The following is an 18444-nucleotide window of genomic DNA, read 5'->3' as shown; positions in this document are numbered from 1 at the left end:
CCATTGTCGTCAGGTTGGAAACAAATTATTCCAGTATTTAGGCTGGATGCAAAAAAAGACCCGTACTAAACGACAGCGTTATTCGCCTCGCAAGTACAGGTCTTCTGTTCTTCCGTAAGATGGATTACATTTTCGGGATAATCGCCATGACCAAACCGAGAAACTTCTCTCGTACCTTCTCCGTGGTCTCCATTACCTCGTCATGGGAAAGCGGCTGATCCAAAATTCCCGCTGCCATGTTACTGATACAGGAAATGCCAAGCACCTCTAGTCCGGCATGTCTTGCTACGATCACTTCGGAAACGGTTGACATGCCAACCGCGTCGGCGCCAAGGGTACGCAGCATCCGGATTTCGGCCGGCGTTTCATAGGTTGGACCCAGCAAGCCGGCGTAAACCCCTTCTCTGAGGACAACGCTCTGGCTCACGGCAATTTCCTTCGCCAGCTGCCGCAGTCTGCGGCTGTATGCCTCGGACATATCCGGGAACCGGACGCCCAGCGCCGGATCATTAGGTCCGATCAGTGGATTTTTTCCCGTCATATTCAGATGATCCGAGATCAGCATGAGATCTCCCGGCTCGAAGGACGTGTTGATGCCGCCGGCCGCATTGGTGACAAGCAGGCTCTGCACCCCAAGTTCCTTCATGACCCGGACAGGAAAGGCAGTCAGCTCGGGGCCGTAGCCCTCATACATGTGAAACCGGCCCTTCATCAGCACGACGCTTCGGCCGTGAATCGTTCCCAGCAGCAGCTCGCCTTCATGACCTTCAACCGTCGATACCGGAAAATGCGGGATGTCTTGATAGTTGATCGATACCGCATTCTCCATCAGATCCGCCAGGACGCCAAGACCCGAACCCAGGATGAGACCTACCTCGGGCTTGACGTCATGCTGCCGGCGGATATATTCCGCCGCTTCTTTAATGCTTGCTTGGTTTACTGAACTCATCTCGTTCTCTCCTAACTGTATGGTTATCGATTATGATTTGCAGTTCATATGCAAAGCTGTCTATATTCAAGCCCTGGGATGAAAGTGGTCGTACACTTCCTTCATGCTCTTCTTGGCCGATTGGTACATGCCCGTCGTGGAAAGTGCCGAATGCCCAAGCATTTCCTGTACCGAGCGCAGGTCAGCTCCGTTCTGCAGCAAATGGACCGCAAAGGAATGCCGGAGCGTGTGAGGCGTGATCTCTTCCTCGATACCGGCCGACTTGCCGTATTTCTTGATAATTTTCCAAAAGCCCTGCCTCGACAGCCGTTTGCCCTGCGTATTCAGGAACAGTCCGTCTTCCCCATCATCCTTGAGCAGCTTGTCCCTCATTTCATGGACATAAAACTCCACATGCCGGGCAGCGGTTCTTGTGATCGGCAGGATCCGTTCCTTACCCTCACCTGCCGCGCAGCGCAAAAATCGCATCCGTAGATCCACGTCGGCCAGGCTCAGCGACACTAGCTCCGAAACCTTAATTCCGGAGGCATAGAGAAGCTCGAGCATCGCCTTGTCCCTTGCCCCTTGCGGAGAATCGCAATCCGGAGCCGCCAGCAGCTTGTCTACCTGCTGCTCCTCAAGAGCCTTAGGAGGCCTGCGCTCCGGCTTGGGCGATTCCAGCAGCAAGGTGGGATCCTGGATGATGACGGCCCGGCGGACCAAATACTGAAAAAAAGACCGGAGCGACGCGATGCAGCGCAGCTGGGTCGAAGCCGCCCTCCCCTGCTGGCGCATTCGGCCAAGGTATATTCCGAGCAGCGCACGATTAACATCCCCTGGTTCCGTGACGTCCCTCTCGGCCGCAAACGCGATAAAGCTGGTGATGTCCGTCCGGTACGACTCAATCGTTCGCGGCGACAATCGTTTTGACTCTTCCAAATATTCTAAGTATTCATCTACATATTGAAGCATCGTTTCCACCTGACCCTGCATGCCCTTTGGAACATCTACTCGCCATACCAGTAATATAAACGGAGACGTTCCATCGGCGAATATCTAGCATCTAACGTGCTCTCCGGCTGAAATGCCTTTACGGCATGACCGGACGGCGTACGGTAAGGGTCGGATGGGGTTAACCAGTCTCCCACCCATCCAAGGATATAATAGAAAAACATCGTTAACAGGGCGAACATGGAAATGAAGCGGATCCATGCGGCGATTTTGCGGATCGATATAATCATGATCATGCGTCCCCCTTGTGTTCTTTGTACGCTTGAGCCCGAAAGCTCGTCACATTAAGACTATGATACCGGGCCGGCATATATACCGGCATCCGATAAGGGGCAAAGCGCAATTCGGCACGATTCCCGCCTGAATCGAGTATGTACTCATGTCCATTTCCTACCCAAATGAAAAGCCCTCCCGGCTGTATGCGTTAAAGAGGGCTTTGCCGTGATGAATCACCACGCCATATGATGTTGGTTATAAGTTAAGATTTATCAGGGTCGTTCTTGCCCTTCTCCTTGCAACGGTAGCATATGCCGTGGAAATCAAGCCGATGGTCGTGCACGGTGAAATTGAATTCGCGCTCCAGTCGTTCCTCTAAGGGACCGAGCCAATCCTCGCGTATTTCATCCATGCTTCCACATTGAGTGCATATTAGATGATGGTGATGATGTTTCGAAGTATCTGTTCGAAGGTCGTATCTTGCGACACCATCGCCGAAATTGATCTTCTCTACGACATGAAGCTCACTCAGCAGCTCCAGGGTACGGTATACGGTTGCCAGACCGATCTCCGGAGCTTTCTCTTTCACGAGCATAAATACATCTTCTGCGCTAAGGTGGTCGTCTTCATTCTCCAACAACACGCTAACCGTGGCTTCCCGCTGGGGCGTTAATTTGTAACCTTGGGATTGCAGCTGCTGCTTAATTTTGTCGATCCGCGCTTCCATCGTTTCCCTCCCCCTTGGAAATCACTGCACGTCATTGTCACTTCCTTCATTATAGGGGGATTTGACAAACAAAGTCAAACGCTTTTACTCTCCGCTAAAACACGCGGCATTACAGCAGCATCGGGGTTACCCACTGCATCATCGCCGGCGTTACCCACGTCTCAAAGGACGAAATGCACAGCGCCAGAACCACCATGCAGAGCGTTATCAGTGCATAGGATGTCAGCGGCCGTACCATGCTGCCTCCGCGATGCATCAAAAATCGATTTCTGATGATATATAGGGAGAACGAGATGGCTGCAACGCTGCACATCATCAGCATCGGGATAATGACCAGGTTTTGCGGCGCGATGGATACCAGTGCGAATAGCAGACCGGTCCACGAGTATTGCCCAACCAAGTATCCGACGGTAAAGCCGATCAGCACTCCCTTCAAAAAATCCAAAATGAGAATGCCCGGCAGGCCGATCACCGACAAGCCTAAAATCCATATTAGTCCGATCCATTTCAGATGAAGACCCGCTATGCTCCAGTAGGAGGACTGCATCATGGTTTCGTTGCTGTCCTGCACGTTAATGAAAAAATGGTTCAAGTGCCTGGCCATGTCCTGCTGCTGCTCCAACGACAGCGCATTGACCATCAGCGCCCCGAAGAGCACGCCGACCAGAAACAAGACAGCAACAAATACATAGAGCGGTGTCTGATCCTTTAACGTCTGGCGGAATGATTGCATAGAATAGAGTCTCCTTTCCTGTCTCTACTCTACTCTATGATCCCCTCTCGAATTCTATGACTGGAAGAAAGGTTCCGGGGACGGACCTCGGCGTGTCCTTACTTCATCACCTTGCCATAGGTGCCTCCACCGCCCGAGGACAGGGCCAGCGTTCCGTTTCTTGCCTTGACAATGCTGGCTGCAAGCATCTCCCCGGCGACCTCCGCAAGCTCCGTTTCGGTGGCTTGATGAAGAATCGCCATTTCGGTCCCGAAGGCGGCCAGCAGCTTCCCCATAGCCGATTTGCCGAGGCCGGGGATGAACTCAAGCGGAACCTGATAATGGTATGGCGGCCGGGTCGGCGGTATGCGCGGATCCTCCCGGTCTGCAATATCAAGGATCCGGTCAAGGACGCCCTGGATGAGCTTGGTGCTGCCGCAGTACGGGCATCTTGGCGGCCCGGATTCGGCAGCTAAGTGCTCCTGATCGAGGATGCTCTCGCATCCGCCGCAATAGGTCCGATGGTATTTCCCCAGCTTCGGGTTCAGGCCGTAGTTCGCCGACACCCTCCGCCCTTCCTTCATCTGAAGCGCCATTTTGAATTCCTCGAACGATGGGCCGGCCAAATCAATCCGGTTGTATTCCCTTCCGATCTTCCCCAGCGAATGCGCGTCCGAATTGGTCAGAAAGGTGTAGCGGTCGAGCTCGCTGATCAATCCCGCCATCGAGGAATCGGCGCTGAGACCAAGCTCGATGCCTGCAATCCCGTCAAGATCAAACACATCGCTCATCCGATCCGCCATGCTGCCGTACAGCCCTTTATGAGGCGTAAATACATGCGCGGGAATGAGCAGGCCGCCGCGGCCGATGATTTCCTGCTGCAGCTCCCGCGGAGACACATAGATTCGCTGCGAGCTAAGCTGGACATTTTTCATATAGCGGGACATCCAGTCCGTGAACTCGCGCATGGTGCCCAAATCCGGAAAATACGCAAGCACATGCGCCGCTCCCAGGCCCGGCTCCCGTATTTCGATCTCGCTGCCGAGAAGAATGACCGTATCCCGGTAGGCGATGCCCCCGCCCTCGATTTCTTCCATGACTCCGCTGTCCAGGCAGCGGGTGATATCGTCCTGCACGGAAGGAGAGTGGCAGTCGATAATGCCGATCATCCGGATGCCTTTCCGTTCGGAGGCTTCCGCCGCAATGTTCTCGAACGTCAGGTTGTTGCTTGCGCTAATTTTGACAGCTTGTCCGCTGTCCGTTCGGCCGATATGAATATGCATATCGCAATAGTAGCTGTGCAGGTCCTGCTGGAAGTCAAGCTTCTTACCCGAACTCATGTCAGATCGTTCCCGTCATCGTATACATTTTCCATGCATACACCGCCAGAATCGTTTTGGCATCGCTGATTCTTTCTTCTCTTATAAGATCATAGGCTTCCTCCAGCGTGACTTCCATCAATTGGAGAAATTCATCCTCATCCGGGTTCATGGCTCCACTCACAAGATCTTCGGCCAGATAGAGATGAATGATTTCGTCGGCAAAGCCCGGGGACGTGTAAAAGGAGTGCAGCTTGCGAATCGAACCGCATGCATAGCCCGTCTCCTCCTGCAGCTCCCGCTTTGCAGCTTCCATCGGCTCCTCGCCGCGCTCCAGCTTGCCGGCGGGAATCTCCACCTCGCAGCGCCCCAGCGGCTGCCTGAACTGGTCGACGACCAGCATTTTATCCCCTTTTAACGCAAGGACCGCTACGGCACCAGGATGCCTTACGACTTCCCGCGTTGCTGTCTGCCCGTCCGGAAGGCGGACGGTATCCACCTGAAGGGAAATGATCTTCCCGTCGAATACAGGCTGCGTCGATATTGTCGTTTCTTCCAGCATTTTATTTGAAGCTTCGCGGTTGCTGCTGCCGGTCACGTTCATAGATTTAGCCTCCTTAAGTTTAAAAACGGCATGACTGCCCATGCTATTGCATAAGGTGTATTATATCAAAATTTCCGAGAAAGAAGGAACGCGTGATGAAGGGCTATCAAGGGGAGCATTCGATTCATATGGTGGGACGAGCCTGGCAGATCCGCATTATGCTCAAGCAATGGCAGAATCAATGGGGGCCAGAGGCAACCATCATGGATATTATTACCGCCAAGAGATTGAATAAACACGCAAGCGCCCGGCATTACTAGGACTTTAGACTCTTTTTTCGACTTTTTTCTCTTTTTTTCGAATTTCGACCATGACTTTCACACCGGAACCTGTGTTATTACATTGGGAGGCTTCGACATGCGACATATACCATTTATTGAAACCGAACCAATTACAAGCCCGCCTTCAACGATCTATGAACGCGGGAAGTGGTACGAAAGACGCGGATATCTTGAGGAAGCGCTTGTGAGCTTCAGGGAAGCGGCGCTATCCTCTCCATTGAATAGAGACCAAGGGGCCCAGACCGAATGGAAAGATTCGGATCTGATCTGGCTTGAGTATGGTCTATTAAGCATGCGTCTTCGTTCTTTCCAAGATGCGGAGAATGCATTTCGGACCGTTCTATCGAAGAAGGGAGCATATGCACAGGAGGCCTTGAACCAGTGGGCTGCCCTCCTCCATACGCAGGGAACGGCAGATCCCGATATTTACGCTTCCCTTGCGCGGGAAGCAGGAGGCTGCACGAATTCGGAAGCAATGCTGGGCAAGGCGCTATATTATATCGGCTCCTATTCGATTGCCGCAGAATGTCTCTCTCGCCTTGACCGTTTAACCCATGAACAATGGCATATGTACATATGCAGCCTGATCCGGAGCGACCGGATCCCCGAAGCGCTGCAGCTTATGAACCAAGGCAACCAGGCGGGTCGCGGGGAAGGGCTGAATGAGCTTACGGACCGGAAGAGCAAGCATCGGATCATTCAGCTTCTCTGTGAACGGAAGCTGAAGCGTACGCAGCTGGAAGCCAGTCTCAGCTTGACCGAGCGAATCGAATGGGCTGACATCGCGGTATCGCTCGGCATGATCGATGCGGCCGAGGAATTGCTGGCTGAATATGGCGACCATGCTTATTATGCACTGATTTGCCTATTATATCAGGAAGGATATAAGTCGCTTGCAGCGGCAAAAATCCATGCGCTCGAAGAACTGCCCCTGCAGGACCCGGGCCTGTACAGCACCGATCTGATTTTTGTAGCTGCCGAGCGTCTGTACGACCAAGGCTCCTATGAAGAGTCCGCGAAGTTATTCGCGCAGCTTCGCAGCCATCGGCCCTCATATACTGCGGCAAGATTCGGCGAAGCGGCCTGTTATTTGCAGTCCACCCTGATCTCGCTCTCCGGAAGGCTGGAAAGAGTGTATGCTTCGGCTGAAGCCAGAACAGAAATCGAGGCATATCTGGGCAAAATTAATGCGGCCCTGCACGTGGTCGAGAGCACGGGGTGGCACACGTCCTGGTCCCCGGCACAGCAACGGAACGACCCCTTTGAGACTGAACGCTCGCTGGTCAATTAGCGCTCATGTAAAGACCATGTAAAGACTTCCTTCGCTCGAAAGAAGCTCTGAAATATAAAAACGCTCCACGCTCCTTGAGTCGAGGCGATGAGAGCATTATAAAAAGTCCGCAGCGGGTGATGCCCGCTGCGGACTTTATTGGTATTAGGATTTTGCTGTTTCTTGCACGATGGCCACAACGATCTGTGCGGCTTTTTCCAAGTCCTCGGCCTTAATCCGTTCCTTGGTTGTATGAATGTCGCGATACCCGATCGCCAGATTTACGGTCGGAATGCCGAGTCCGTTGAAGATGTTGGCATCACTGCCTCCTCCGGACGTAAAGGTATCCGCCTGCATGCCAAGCCCGCGGATCGCCCGCTGCGCAAGCTGCACGACTGCATCATGCTCATTAAAGCTATATGCGGGATACACAATCTCGCTAATAAACTCGCAATTTGCATTGTACTCCCGAACCGTGGTTTCAAGCGCTTCGCGCATATCGCCAACTTGCTTATCCACCTTCTCCTGCACGATGCTTCTCGCTTCGGCGTCGATCTCCACGTAATCGCACACGATGTTGGTAGCTCCGCCGCCTTGGAATTTGCCGATGTTCGCTGTCGTTTCTTTATCGATGCGCCCGAGCTTCATTTTGGATATCGCTTTGGAGGCGACTTGGATGGCACTGATGCCATCCTCCGGATTCACGCCGGCATGCGCCGATTTCCCCTTAATAATCATCTTGATCTTTGCTTGGGTCGGAGCGGCAACGACGATGGAACCCAGCTCTCCGTTTGAATCGAGCGCAAACCCCATCTCTGCTTCCAGGTATTTCGGATCGAGCGCACGAGCGCCGACCAAACCGGATTCCTCGCCGACGGTGATGACGAATTGAATCTGGCCATGCGGAATCTTGTTCTCCTGGATCACCCGGATCCCTTCGAGTAAAGCGGCGATTCCGGCCTTATCGTCCGCGCCGAGAATCGTCGTCCCGTCACTGCGAATCCAGCCGTCTTCCCCGAGCGTCGGCTTAATTCCCCGGCCGGGTGTAACGGTATCCATATGGCAGGTAAACAGTACCTTCGGCGCTTTCTCCGCGCCTTCCGCCTTCCAGGTTATGATGAGGTTGCCTGCTCCGTGCCCGGTCTTATCCTTTGCGTCGTCTTCGACGACCTCGAGGCCAAGGCTTCCGAACTTTTCCTTTAATACGCCGGATATCGCCTCTTCATGCTTCGTTTCGCTGTCCACCTGAACCAGTTCCATAAACTCTTGAATGATTCGTTCTCTTGAGATCACTGGACTTCCCTCTCTTTCGCAGTTACGATACAATGGACTTATAGCCTTCCAAACGGAATAAATGCTGCTATAATGATGTACATCATTAAACTTTTTCAAAGGAGCTGCACCATGCAACGTAAAAAATGGTTTCGAGTTTTTATCTATCTCATGCTGATCGCCATGATCGGATCCACGCTGCTTATTGTCCTGGAGCCCCTTCTTTTACGTTAAGCGACAGCTTATGTCCAGACTTTATCCGGCCAATGCGCCTTATAGGAAAATACCTTGGTGAAGTAGGGCACGATCTCCCGCGCTACTTCCTCGACTTCGAAGGTGCGGCCGGTGCAATCCTCCAGCGATGTCACGCCATATTCCTGAATCCCGCACGGAATGATTCCCGTGAAGCCGGATTCGGCGATGCCCGCTTTAATGTTAAAAGCGAAGCCGTGGCTCGTGACAAATCCCCGGTCATGCCGGCGCTTGTTGAATTTCACGCCGATCGCGCATATTTTGCGGTCGCCGACCCACACGCCCGTATACTCCGGCTTGCGGCCTGCTTCGATTTGGTGCGCGGCCAAATAATCGATAATGACCTGCTCCACGCTGCGGAGGAATCCGTGCAAATCCAGCCCCTTGCCGCCTTCAAGCACTAAGAGCGGATACCCGACCAGCTGTCCGGGTCCATGATATGTAATATCCCCGCCACGATCGATCTCGAACAGGCCAATGCCCTTCTTCTCCAGCTCTTCCTTGCTGAGCAGCAAATGCTCCGGATGACGCTGCGAGCCTATCGTATAGGTAGGCGGATGTTGGAGGAGCATCAGGCTTTCGTGACGCTCCCCTTTGTCGATTTCCGCTACATGGAGCTTTTGCAGCTCCCAGGCCATGCCGTAATCGAGCATCGGCGTGTACGAGACATTTAACGGTTTCGTCATTGTGCTCACCCTTCTCTCCACTGGGGTCCAATATCCGAATGAATGCCATGATCACAACAGCCCGTGAGCATATGCACGGGCGTTTACAGGTGTTGCTTAGTCGATTTACAGATGTTACCACCAAGAATTGTTCCAACTCAGTACAGCTTCGTATCCAGGCTGAAGCTCTCCAGGTTGTCCTTAACCCGCTGCAGGAACCGGCCGCAGATGACGCCGTCCAAAATGCGGTGATCCAATGACAGACACAGGTTCGCCATGGAACGGACTGCGATCATATCATTGATCACGACCGGTTTCTTCACGATCGATTCGAACGTCAGGATCGCTGCCTGCGGATAGTTAATAATCGGGTAAGAAAGGATGGAGCCGAAGGAGCCCGTATTGTTTACCGTAAAGGTACCGCCCTGCATGTCATCGAGAGTCAGCTTGCCTTCGCGGGTCTTGCGCGCAAGCTCGTCGATCTCTCTGGCAAGGCCGGCGATATTCTTCTGGTCAGCGCGTTGGATAACCGGTGTAAGCACCGAATCCTCCGTACCTACGGCCAGCGACAGATTGATATCCCGTTTGACAACGATTTTATCGACAGCCCAGAAGGAATTCATGATCGGGTAATCCTTGATCGCATTGACAACCGCCTTCAGCAGGAATGCCAGATAGGTGAGATTGACCCCTTCCTTCCGTTTGAATTCATCCTTCAGTTTGTTCCGCAGCAGCACGACGTTGGTCACATCCACCTCGATCATGGTCCAGGCATGCGGGATTTCGGTGACGCTTTGGCGCATATTTCTCGCAATCGCATTACGAATCGGCGTAACATCAATAAAATATTCCGAGCGCCCGTTTTCCATGCCTTCCACTTCGATGGTCGGGATCTTCGGCGTTTCGGTCAAGTGAAGCCCGGAATGACGCACATCCGGGATGGGCGTTCCGGGCGGCGGCGTCGGTGCGGCAGGCGTCTGGCGCTGCATGCCTTCGAACGGCGAAGCTGATCGTTGTGCCGCCGTCTCGGCTTCATTCGAGACCATGCCGGAAGCTGCGGTTGCGGCAGCAGCCGGTCGTCCCTGCCCGATATAGGCCAGAACGTCTTTACGTGTAATTCTGCCGCCCATTCCGGTGCCTTGTACCTGGTTTAAATCAATTTGGTGCTCTGCCGCCAGGCTTTGAACCGCAGGAGAGTACCGGTGACGCATGGATTCTCCTTCCGCCGAAACCGTACGGCTTGGGGAAGCCTGTGCGGGATAGCCCGAAGGCTGAGCGGATGGCGTACGCTCCGGAGCAGCCGCGGTAGCGATCCGGCAAATAACTTCACCTACGTTCACCGTTTGGCCTTCCTGTGCCAACCATTCTCCCATCACGCCATCCATCGTCGACGGAATCTCGGCATTCACTTTATCCGTGATGACTTCGCAGATCGGTTCATACTGCTCGATCGGATCCCCCGGCTTCTTTAACCACTTGGCAATCGTTGCGGAAACTAGGGATTCCGCGAGCTGAGGCATCGCAACATCGGTTAATTTCTGATTATCGGACATGCTCACAACTCCCTGTTCTTAGTAAAGCGCCAGCTGACGCATGGATTCTTTGACTTTATCTTTGTTCAGCATAAAAAACTTCTCCATCGGCGGACTGATCGGCATCGCCGGCACATCCGGACCGCATAAACGCATAATCGGCGCATCCAGATCGTACAGACAGTGCTCGGCAATGATCGCCGCTACTTCAGCGCCAACACCGCCGGTTTTGTTGTCCTCATGCACGATCAGCACTTTCCCCGTCTGACGGGCCGCATCCATAATCGCCTGCTGATCCAGCGGCTGCAAGGTGCGCAAATCGAGCACGTGGGCGGTGATGCCCTCTTCCTTCTCCAACTCCTCGGCAGCCTGCATCACGAAGTGCAGCGGCTGACTATAGCCGATCACCGTAATGTCGGCCCCTTCCCGAAGCAGATTCGCCTTCCCGATCGGTACGACGTAATCGTCATCCGGAACCTCGCCCTTGATCAGCTTATAGCACTTTTTATTCTCGAAGAACAGGACCGGATCCGGATCGCGTACCGCTGCCTTCAGCAATCCCTTCGCATCATACGCCGAGAAAGGGGCGACGATCTTAAGGCCCGGTGTCCCGACGAATATCGATTCCGGACACTGGGAATGGTACAGGCCGCCGAAGATTCCTCCTCCGATCGGCGCCCGGATAACCACGGGACAGCTCCAGTCGTTATTCGAGCGGTAACGGATTTTGGCTGCTTCACTGATGATCTGGTTGGTCGCGGGAAGCATGAAATCCGAGTACTGCATCTCCGCGATCGGCTTCATGCCGTACATGGCGGCTCCGATGGCTACGCCGGCGATCGCCGATTCCGAGAGCGGGGTATCCATCACGCGCATTTCTCCGAACTGTTCCATCAGGCCTTTCGTTGTGGTGAAGACGCCGCCCTTAACGCCAACGTCCTCGCCCAGCACGAATACCGATTCATCCCGCTGCATCTCTTCCTTCATTGCAAGTCGAATGGCATCAATATACTCCATTACCGCCATGCTTGAGCCCCTCCTTCATCACTGGCATATACGTGAAGAAGCGTATCTTCCGGCTTAGGGAATGGCGCATTGTCTGCGGATTCGGTCGCTTCTTTAATTTCCAGATTCAATTGTGCAATAAGATCCTGATCCCGCGCTTCATCCCATAATCCGCAATCGATCAGATAATTCTTGAACCGGACCACGCCGTCTTTCTTCCAGTTCTCTTCGACTTCCTCTTTCGTCCGATAAGCCAAATCGTTATCGGAGGTGGAATGCGGAGACAGACGATACATCATCGACTCGATCAGTGTCGGCCCTTCGCCGCGGATCGCCCGCTCACGCGCTTCCTTAACTGCTGCATATACAGCTAGCGCATCATTGCCGTCTACCCGAATGCCCGGGAAACCATATCCCAGCGCACGGTCGCTCACTTTGCCGCTGAGCTGCTTGTGAATCGGAACCGAAATCGCGTACTGATTATTCTCGCACATCAAAATAACAGGTAGCTTATGGACGCCGGCAAAGTTGCAGCCCTCATGGAAATCTCCCTGGTTGCTCGAACCTTCGCCAAACGTAACAAACGTAACAAAATCCTTCTTCTGCATCTTAGCAGCCAGCGCGATGCCTACCGCATGCGGAACCTGCGTTGTGACCGGGCTGGACCCTGTCACGATACGCAGCCGCTTGCTCCCGAAATGCCCGGGCATTTGCCGGCCGCCGCTGTTCGGATCCTCCGCCTTGGCAAATGCCGACAGCATGAGCTCTCGCGGTGTCATGCCTACAGCCATCACAAATCCGTAATCGCGGTAGTATGGCAGGAAATAATCCTTCTCCCGGTCGAGGGCAAAAGCCGCAGCGACCTGACAAGCCTCCTGTCCGATCCCGGATACGTGAAAATTAATTTTGCCGGCACGCTGCAGCAGCAGGTTGCGCTCATCGAACTTGCGCGCCAGCACCATATATTTGTACATGTCCAGAACCTGTCCGTCTGTAAGCCCAAGCTGTTCATGCCGATTGGTCTTCGAAGTCATCGTTTCTTGTTCTTTCATGGAGATCCCTCCTTTATCATGAGCCTCGCCCTCCAGGATCGGTGCAGTCGCACCGTCAACAGTAGCATATCAGAGCAAGTATTAAAACCTGGTACTAAGACTTGGCTTAATGTTATTATAATCCCTTTTTAACCAAAAAGAAATGAGGGATTCCACAAAGAATGCCTTTAGGCCTATAAACCGATCGATTTTCCGTCCACGGCCAGCATCGCTTCGCCTATGATTTCCGACAACGACGGGTGCGCATGAACCGCTGCTCCTACTTCCCAAGGCGTGGCATCCAGCACCTGCGCAAGTGCCGCTTCCCCGATCAGCTCCGTAACGTGCGGACCGATCATATGCACGCCCAAAATATCCTGCGTCTCCTGATCGGCGATCACTTTTACAAAGCCTTCCTGCGTCCCGTTGACCAGCGCTTTGCCGATCGCGGAGAATGGAAACTTGCCGACCTTGACCGCATGCCCGCGATCCCGGGCTTCCTTCTCCGTAAGGCCAACGCTGGCCGCCTCAGGACGGGAATAAATGCAGCGCGGAATCCACTCTTTGCGATAAGTCATATGGGCCTCGCCTGCCAGATGATTCACGGCCGTGATCCCCTCATGGCTGGCGGCATGTGCAAGCTGTAGACCGCCAATGCAGTCGCCGATCGCATAAATATGCGGTTCGGTCGTCTGCATGTTCGCATTCACGGCAATGACTCCGTTCTCCACGCGGACATCGGTATTTTCCAGGCCGATCTGGTCGGTATTGCCAACCCTTCCTACGGACATCAAAAGCTTGTCAGCGGTCAGCGTCCTGCTCTCGCCGTCATGCTCGAGAGTAATCGTAACGCGTCCTTCTTGAACCTCGCAGGTTTCGATCAGCAGCTTTGCGCCTGTCAGGATGTTGACGCCCCTTCCGGCAAGCTGCTTCTTAAGCTCCCGTCCGATCTCTTCATCCTCCGCTGGCACAAGATGCGTCGCCGCCTCGACCACGGTGACGTTCACGCCGAAATCATTCAGCATCGAGGCCCATTCCACGCCGATAACGCCGCCTCCGACAATGATGATGGATTCAGGGAGCTCCTCCATCTGGAGTGCATGGTCGCTGGTCAGGATATGTACGCCGTCCGGCTCAAGCCCGGGCAGATGACGTGGTCTGGAACCGGTAGCAATAATCAGATGGGTTGGAACGACCGTCTCCATCTCGCCGTCCGGAAGCTCCACAGCTACAGCCCCGCTCCGCGGCGAGAAGATGGAAGGCCCGATGACTCTCCCTTTTCCTTGGACCACGGTAATTTTATTTTTCCGCATCAAATATTGAACGCCTTGATACAGTTTATGAACGATGCCTTCTTTACGCTGCTGCACTTTGCCAAACGATAAACGGACGCCGTCTGACTCGATGCCGTAACGCTCGCTGTCCTTCATCTCTGCAAATAGCTCGGCGCTCCGAAGCAAGGCTTTACTCGGAATACATCCGCGATGCAGGCAGGTTCCTCCGAGCTTGTCCTGTTCAATGATGACCACATTTTTTCCAAGCTGGGCCGCCCGGATGGCTGCAACATATCCTCCGGTCCCCCCGCCAAGTATCGCTACATCACATGTAATTGCCACAATCGGCACCTCCAACATAAGTCCAGTTTCTCTCTCATTGTACTCTCTTTTTAGCTGAACACAAAATCGAAAGACACCTAAACCAAATAGACATCTCCTATGGAAAAAGGTATGATAAACGATAGAACTTTACATCAGTCTCAGGAAGGAATCTCCTTATGAAAATGATTATTTCCCGGTTTATCGCCATTCTTATATTGGTCGTTCCCGGCTTTATGGCGATGAAAGGCTTCTTAATGATGAAAGATGCGGTGTTCCTATATATCGCCGTCCATGGAGATGATCGCGTGACCGATCCCTCCTTCGGCTGGCTTCCATTTCTTGGCGGCCTTGCGCTCTTTGTAATCGGCATCGGCTTTCTTGGCGGCTGGATTCTGTTCCGTGACCGTAAGCGGAATTATGTCGGCCCCCGGTTTAAGAAGAAGCGTTCCGCACCGAAGCCGGGAACCTCATCCGGAAGCTGACGGAAGGCATGATCCACTGAGAAAAGGGGATGTCCTTGAGATCTATCAGATCTTTCGGGCATCCCCTTTAGCTAGTTCAACTTCGATTATGAACATTTGAGAATCGAAGTCTTCATTCCTTTTGGACTGACGTTCATATTACAGAATCAGAACCTAACTACTCCATTAGCGCATCCTTCAATTTGCTGGACATTCTCTCCTGCTTCGATACGGCCTTAAGCGCCGTCTTCCTCAGGTTCAGGTTCTGCTTGTAGGCCGTCTCAAGCTCCGCGTACATTTCGTCGATCAGCTTAGCAGCCTCGGGGGAGCATTTTCCGTCAGCCGTCAACTGCTGGATTCGCGCCTTGAAAGCTTCGATTTTGTCATTCATGCTGTTTCTTCCTTTCTGGATAGCCTCACCTGCGCTTATAAGCTACTTTAACCTCACATCGGTTGATAGCTCGGATATTAACCGGGGCATCCAATCCCTTAAATTCCAAAACCGGAAACCGGCTTCAGCCGCCTTCGTGTTGTCCATCGTCCAATTGTCCGGAATTCCGAACGGAGACATATGCTCAGGGGACGCAGACGGGATAAGCGGCGCCGATCTGCCGATCTCTTTCTCGATCATTCCCATAATCTCTCGAATCGTTATCGTTCCGTCAGAGCAGGCATTAATCGGCCCTTCGAACCGGGTTGTCCCTGCCCATTGGAGGAACTCGGCAGCCTCCTCCGCATGAATGAACGATATTTCCGCATCAGGCGCCGGCAATCCGATCGGCTCGCCGGCAGCCGCATGCTCGACATGGAACAGCAGCCGCTTGGTATAGTCGTCAGGGCCAAGCACGATCGGGAGCCGCACCGCCGTAACGTTCAGATTATGCCTCCCGAACAACACCGCTTCAGCTTGCCGCTTTCCTTCCTTATAGCTGTAGTCCTGCTGGTCGTTCATAATAATCGGATACCGGTATGGATCGAAATCCTCCTCGCGGAGCGAATGATCGGCAAAATCATAAACCGACAGCGTCGACGTGAGCACGTAATGGCCCGTTCGATCTGCAAATATATCGGCTGCTTGCCCGGCTTCCTCCGGCGTATAACATATATTATCATACACGATATCCCAATCCGCTTCACCGGCAGCCCGCTTCAGCGCGCCGGGATCTTTCCGATCCGCCGCAATCCGCCGCACATGCCGGCCGAACGGGTCCTGATGGTTGCCCCGCGTAAGAATGGTGACCTCGTCCCCGTTATCGATCAGGCGCTGGACCAGTCGTTTGCCAAAAAAACGGGTTCCGCCCAAGACCAATATATTAGCCATTGCATATTCCTCCCACACGATTTAATGAACCGAAAGTTCGCACTGTACCTTTGTTCTCCATTGCGGGGCGATATTCCTTCTAAGCTATCCGTTCAAGCTGCCGGTTTAGGCTGCTATCCCTTTATTAGCTATGTTTCGACAAGTATCGTCCAACGTCCATCGTCCAGGATAATCCTGCCCTTATCCTCTCGTTAATGCCCATTAAAACCAAAAAGCTGCCAGCATTCCATTGTACGTAGCAACGGATGTCTGGCAGCTCTTATTGTTCATGCAATCGAATCAGTCGGCGTTGACAAGCTTCGTATCCGGCCGCGGCACGCCGAAGTTCGGCGTACCGTCCTCGTTCCACCGGATCAGCTGTACCCGGGTATGGCGGTTCGGGTCATACAGCGGATCGCCTTCGATCTCTTTGTAGCTTCGCGCATGATAGACGAGAATATCCTGCGTGCCGTCTTCCGATACGGTGAAGCTGTTATGCCCGGGTCCATACAGTCCGTTGGCCTCCGAGGTAGCAAATACCGGCTCCGGCGACTTCACCCATGAAGTCGGATTCAGCAAATCACTGCTCTCATCCGCTGTTAACAACCCCATACAATAATTATGGTCAGTTGCACTTGCTGAATACGTCATGAATATCCGGCCGTTCCGCTTCAAGATCGCCGCGCCCTCATTGACCAGATATCCCTGCTTCTCCCAATCATATTCCGGCCTGGAGATAAGGACCTGCTCTCCCTTGAGTGTCCATGGATTCTCCATTTCCGAGATATACAGATTGGAGTTCCCGGGAATGCCGGGATCCTTCTGAGCCCACACATAGTACCGTGTACCGCGATGCTCGAACGTTGTGGCGTCCAAGGCAAAAGACTCCCATTTCGTCACGACCTGCCCTTTCTCGACCCACTCGCCTTCAAGGGGATTCGCAGCTTCATTCTCGAGCACAAACATGCGATGATCGAATAATCCGTCTCTAGTTTCGGATGTATGCGCAGCGGCATAATACACATACCATTTGCCGTCGATGTAATGAATTTCCGGTGCCCAGATGTTGGCGCTCATCCATCCGGTTTCGTGCTTCACCCAGATTGTCTTCCCCTCCGCTTCCGCCAAACCGGCGATGGTACGGGAGCGCCGCAGCTCAATCCGGTCGTACTCGGGAACCGAAGCCGTGAAATAATAATAACCGTCGGTATGCTTATAAATCCAAGGGTCCGCCCTCTGCTCGATGAGGGGATTGTTCAATTTCAATTCTGACATGATGATAACTCCTATCCAAGTATAATGATTTTTTATATTTATTGGCTGGGACCCAAAAGGTCTGTTTCCTTAGCCTTTAATCCCGGCATTCAGATTAATCGACTGCACAAAATACTTCTGGGCAAAAAGAAATAACAGCAAAGTCGGAATGATGGCCAGAATGGCCGACCCCATCAATTGCCCGATCATGCGATAATTTCCGTAAATATCCTGAAGCAGCAGCAGCCCCGCAGTAACCGGCATCTTCTCGACATCGGTATATACGATGACCGGCCAGAGGAAATCATTCCAGGATCCGGTAAAGGAAAACAGCCCGCACACGATCAGCACCGGTTTGATGAGCGGCAATATAACGGAATAATAGATCCGGAAATCACCGGCACCGTCAACCCTGGCGGATTCGTCGAGATCCTTCGGAATGCCTTTCATAAACTGGCGGACGAGAAAGATATTCCCCATTCCCGCAAGACCGGGAATAATCATCGCCCAGGACGTATTCACCCAGCCTAAGGCGTCAATGATTTTATAGGACGGGATGAGGTTAACGACGCCTGGAAAGAAGGAAATGCCAAGCAGCGTGAAGAACAGCGTGTCTCTTCCCTTAAAGTTCATACGGGAGTATCCGTAGCCCGTAATTGAAATCACGACAATGACCAGCAGTGTGTGCAGCGTCGCAATAAAGACCGAATTCATCAGCCAGCGCAGGATCGGCGCGGTTGACGTATTTTCCAGGATCGCAACATAGTTATCGAAGATCCAGTTCTCCGGCAGCAGCCGAAAACCGGTGGTTACGACCTCCGTTTGGGAACGGAAGGATGTCGTTATGCCGAAAATTACGGGAATGACCCATATGACGCATAGAACGATAAGAAACAAATAGGCTAAATATTTCGATATATTCAAGCTGGATGAGGATGACCGGACGCCTTTGCGGTTAGCCGCCCTTGGAGCCGTCTCCGCATCCTTCAACACCGGGTTCGACATG

At 53.1% G+C, this 18444-nt stretch carries 21 protein-coding genes; 4 read left to right on the top strand and 17 right to left on the bottom strand.

Features of this window, described 5'->3' with window-relative positions:
• Window positions 1–124: 124 nt before the first annotated feature.
• The 7 genes from NST08_RS10675 to NST08_RS10645 form a co-directional block, all read right to left on the bottom strand.
• Complete coding sequence (locus NST08_RS10675) at window positions 125–949, bottom strand: purine-nucleoside phosphorylase (RefSeq protein WP_341033856.1); 825 nt, start codon at window positions 947–949, stop codon at window positions 125–127.
• 66 nt (window positions 950–1015) lie between these two features.
• Window positions 1016–1900, bottom strand: coding sequence for a site-specific tyrosine recombinase (locus NST08_RS10670; protein WP_340900937.1), 885 nt, complete (start codon window positions 1898–1900; stop codon window positions 1016–1018).
• Window positions 1901–1935: 35 nt separating this feature from the next.
• Entirely contained in the window at window positions 1936–2169 is a 234-nt protein-coding gene (locus tag NST08_RS10665) for a YqzK family protein (RefSeq protein ID WP_341033857.1), read from the bottom strand.
• A 248-nt stretch (window positions 2170–2417) separates the two neighbouring features.
• Complete coding sequence (fur, locus tag NST08_RS10660) at window positions 2418–2882, bottom strand: ferric iron uptake transcriptional regulator (protein WP_007129758.1); 465 nt, start codon at window positions 2880–2882, stop codon at window positions 2418–2420.
• A gap of 109 nt (window positions 2883–2991) precedes the next feature.
• Window positions 2992–3615 carry a stage II sporulation protein M gene (spoIIM, locus tag NST08_RS10655; RefSeq protein WP_028403667.1) on the bottom strand — a complete coding sequence of 208 codons (624 nt, stop codon included), beginning with the start codon at window positions 3613–3615 and terminating at the stop codon, window positions 2992–2994.
• A 98-nt stretch (window positions 3616–3713) separates the two neighbouring features.
• A complete protein-coding gene (locus tag NST08_RS10650) occupies window positions 3714–4934 on the bottom strand; it encodes an endonuclease Q family protein (protein WP_341341740.1) in 1221 nt (406 codons plus the stop codon).
• A gap of 1 nt (window position 4935) precedes the next feature.
• Entirely contained in the window at window positions 4936–5517 is a 582-nt protein-coding gene (locus tag NST08_RS10645; RefSeq protein WP_341341739.1) for an NUDIX hydrolase, read from the bottom strand.
• A gap of 95 nt (window positions 5518–5612) precedes the next feature.
• On the opposite strand from NST08_RS10645, the gene mciZ reads away from it, so the two are divergent.
• Window positions 5613–5777, top strand: coding sequence for a Z-ring formation inhibitor MciZ (gene mciZ / locus NST08_RS10640; protein ID WP_341341738.1), 165 nt, complete (start codon window positions 5613–5615; stop codon window positions 5775–5777).
• Window positions 5778–5874: 97 nt separating this feature from the next.
• A complete protein-coding gene (locus NST08_RS10635; RefSeq protein WP_341341737.1) occupies window positions 5875–7089 on the top strand; it encodes a tetratricopeptide repeat protein in 1215 nt (404 codons plus the stop codon).
• Window positions 7090–7233: 144 nt separating this feature from the next.
• On the opposite strand, the gene NST08_RS10630 is transcribed toward NST08_RS10635, so the two are convergent.
• Window positions 7234–8361: a tripeptidase T gene (locus NST08_RS10630; protein WP_341033860.1), complete on the bottom strand. Its 1128-nt coding sequence runs from the start codon at window positions 8359–8361 to the stop codon at window positions 7234–7236.
• Window positions 8362–8472: 111 nt separating this feature from the next.
• Between NST08_RS10630 and prli42 the strand changes: the two genes are divergently transcribed.
• The gene (prli42, locus tag NST08_RS10625; protein ID WP_007129751.1) at window positions 8473–8574 is read left to right on the top strand and encodes a stressosome-associated protein Prli42; all 102 of its coding nucleotides are present in this window, start codon (window positions 8473–8475) and stop codon (window positions 8572–8574) included.
• An 8-nt stretch (window positions 8575–8582) separates the two neighbouring features.
• Here the strand turns inward: prli42 and lipB are convergent, their stop codons facing one another.
• The 5 genes from lipB to lpdA form a co-directional block, all read right to left on the bottom strand.
• The gene (gene lipB, locus NST08_RS10620) at window positions 8583–9278 is read right to left on the bottom strand and encodes a lipoyl(octanoyl) transferase LipB (protein WP_007129750.1); all 696 of its coding nucleotides are present in this window, start codon (window positions 9276–9278) and stop codon (window positions 8583–8585) included.
• Between the two features lie 137 nt (window positions 9279–9415).
• Complete coding sequence (locus tag NST08_RS10615) at window positions 9416–10810, bottom strand: dihydrolipoamide acetyltransferase family protein (RefSeq protein WP_007129749.1); 1395 nt, start codon at window positions 10808–10810, stop codon at window positions 9416–9418.
• An 18-nt stretch (window positions 10811–10828) separates the two neighbouring features.
• The gene (locus tag NST08_RS10610) at window positions 10829–11815 is read right to left on the bottom strand and encodes an alpha-ketoacid dehydrogenase subunit beta (RefSeq protein ID WP_007129748.1); all 987 of its coding nucleotides are present in this window, start codon (window positions 11813–11815) and stop codon (window positions 10829–10831) included.
• Entirely contained in the window at window positions 11806–12846 is a 1041-nt protein-coding gene (locus NST08_RS10605; RefSeq protein ID WP_007129747.1) for a thiamine pyrophosphate-dependent dehydrogenase E1 component subunit alpha, read from the bottom strand. Before NST08_RS10605 ends, NST08_RS10610 begins: the two co-directional genes overlap by 10 nt.
• Before the next feature lie 173 nt (window positions 12847–13019).
• Window positions 13020–14441 carry a dihydrolipoyl dehydrogenase gene (lpdA, locus tag NST08_RS10600; protein ID WP_341341736.1) on the bottom strand — a complete coding sequence of 474 codons (1422 nt, stop codon included), beginning with the start codon at window positions 14439–14441 and terminating at the stop codon, window positions 13020–13022.
• A gap of 158 nt (window positions 14442–14599) precedes the next feature.
• Here lpdA and NST08_RS10595 point away from each other — a divergent pair, with 158 nt between their 5' ends.
• A complete protein-coding gene (locus tag NST08_RS10595; protein ID WP_028403675.1) occupies window positions 14600–14905 on the top strand; it encodes a DUF2627 domain-containing protein in 306 nt (101 codons plus the stop codon).
• A 157-nt stretch (window positions 14906–15062) separates the two neighbouring features.
• Here the strand turns inward: NST08_RS10595 and NST08_RS10590 are convergent, their stop codons facing one another.
• The 4 genes from NST08_RS10590 to NST08_RS10575 form a co-directional block, all read right to left on the bottom strand.
• Window positions 15063–15275, bottom strand: coding sequence for a hypothetical protein (locus NST08_RS10590; RefSeq protein WP_028403676.1), 213 nt, complete (start codon window positions 15273–15275; stop codon window positions 15063–15065).
• Between the two features lie 42 nt (window positions 15276–15317).
• Complete coding sequence (locus NST08_RS10585) at window positions 15318–16205, bottom strand: NAD-dependent epimerase/dehydratase family protein (protein ID WP_028403677.1); 888 nt, start codon at window positions 16203–16205, stop codon at window positions 15318–15320.
• 279 nt (window positions 16206–16484) lie between these two features.
• Window positions 16485–17459, bottom strand: a complete 975-nt coding sequence (locus NST08_RS10580; protein WP_341341735.1) for a glycoside hydrolase family 43 protein — start codon at window positions 17457–17459, stop codon at window positions 16485–16487.
• Between the two features lie 69 nt (window positions 17460–17528).
• Window positions 17529–18443 (bottom strand): carbohydrate ABC transporter permease, encoded by a 915-nt coding sequence (locus tag NST08_RS10575; protein ID WP_007129741.1) that lies wholly within the window; start codon window positions 18441–18443, stop codon window positions 17529–17531.
• Window position 18444 lies beyond the last annotated feature (1 nt).

The organism is Paenibacillus sp. FSL K6-1566 (assembly GCF_038050475.1).
Classification (GTDB): Bacteria; Bacillota; Bacilli; order Paenibacillales; family Paenibacillaceae; genus Paenibacillus_AQ; species Paenibacillus_AQ lactis.
Note: the sequence above shows the minus strand (reverse complement) of the source record. Positions and strands in the feature narration are given on the sequence as shown.

Bases quoted from the DNA above. Each gene is read 5' to 3' on its own strand.
- NST08_RS10675 (WP_341033856.1), bottom strand. From the start codon at position 949: ATGAGTTCAGTAAACCAAGCAAGCATTAAAGAAGCGGCGGAATATATC.
- NST08_RS10670 (WP_340900937.1), bottom strand. From the start codon at position 1,900: ATGCTTCAATATGTAGATGAATACTTAGAATATTTGGAAGAGTCAAAA.
- NST08_RS10665 (WP_341033857.1), bottom strand. From the start codon at position 2,169: ATGATTATATCGATCCGCAAAATCGCCGCATGGATCCGCTTCATTTCC.
- fur (WP_007129758.1), bottom strand. From the start codon at position 2,882: ATGGAAGCGCGGATCGACAAAATTAAGCAGCAGCTGCAATCCCAAGGT.
- spoIIM (WP_028403667.1), bottom strand. From the start codon at position 3,615: ATGCAATCATTCCGCCAGACGTTAAAGGATCAGACACCGCTCTATGTA.
- NST08_RS10650 (WP_341341740.1), bottom strand. From the start codon at position 4,934: ATGAGTTCGGGTAAGAAGCTTGACTTCCAGCAGGACCTGCACAGCTAC.
- NST08_RS10645 (WP_341341739.1), bottom strand. From the start codon at position 5,517: ATGAACGTGACCGGCAGCAGCAACCGCGAAGCTTCAAATAAAATGCTG.
- mciZ (WP_341341738.1), top strand. From the start codon at position 5,613: ATGAAGGGCTATCAAGGGGAGCATTCGATTCATATGGTGGGACGAGCC.
- NST08_RS10635 (WP_341341737.1), top strand. From the start codon at position 5,875: ATGCGACATATACCATTTATTGAAACCGAACCAATTACAAGCCCGCCT.
- prli42 (WP_007129751.1), top strand. From the start codon at position 8,473: ATGCAACGTAAAAAATGGTTTCGAGTTTTTATCTATCTCATGCTGATC.
- lipB (WP_007129750.1), bottom strand. From the start codon at position 9,278: ATGACGAAACCGTTAAATGTCTCGTACACGCCGATGCTCGATTACGGC.
- NST08_RS10615 (WP_007129749.1), bottom strand. From the start codon at position 10,810: ATGTCCGATAATCAGAAATTAACCGATGTTGCGATGCCTCAGCTCGCG.
- NST08_RS10610 (WP_007129748.1), bottom strand. From the start codon at position 11,815: ATGGCGGTAATGGAGTATATTGATGCCATTCGACTTGCAATGAAGGAA.
- NST08_RS10605 (WP_007129747.1), bottom strand. From the start codon at position 12,846: ATGAAAGAACAAGAAACGATGACTTCGAAGACCAATCGGCATGAACAG.
- NST08_RS10595 (WP_028403675.1), top strand. From the start codon at position 14,600: ATGAAAATGATTATTTCCCGGTTTATCGCCATTCTTATATTGGTCGTT.
- NST08_RS10590 (WP_028403676.1), bottom strand. From the start codon at position 15,275: ATGAATGACAAAATCGAAGCTTTCAAGGCGCGAATCCAGCAGTTGACG.
- NST08_RS10585 (WP_028403677.1), bottom strand. From the start codon at position 16,205: ATGGCTAATATATTGGTCTTGGGCGGAACCCGTTTTTTTGGCAAACGA.
- NST08_RS10580 (WP_341341735.1), bottom strand. From the start codon at position 17,459: ATGTCAGAATTGAAATTGAACAATCCCCTCATCGAGCAGAGGGCGGAC.
- NST08_RS10575 (WP_007129741.1), bottom strand. From the start codon at position 18,443: ATGTCGAACCCGGTGTTGAAGGATGCGGAGACGGCTCCAAGGGCGGCT.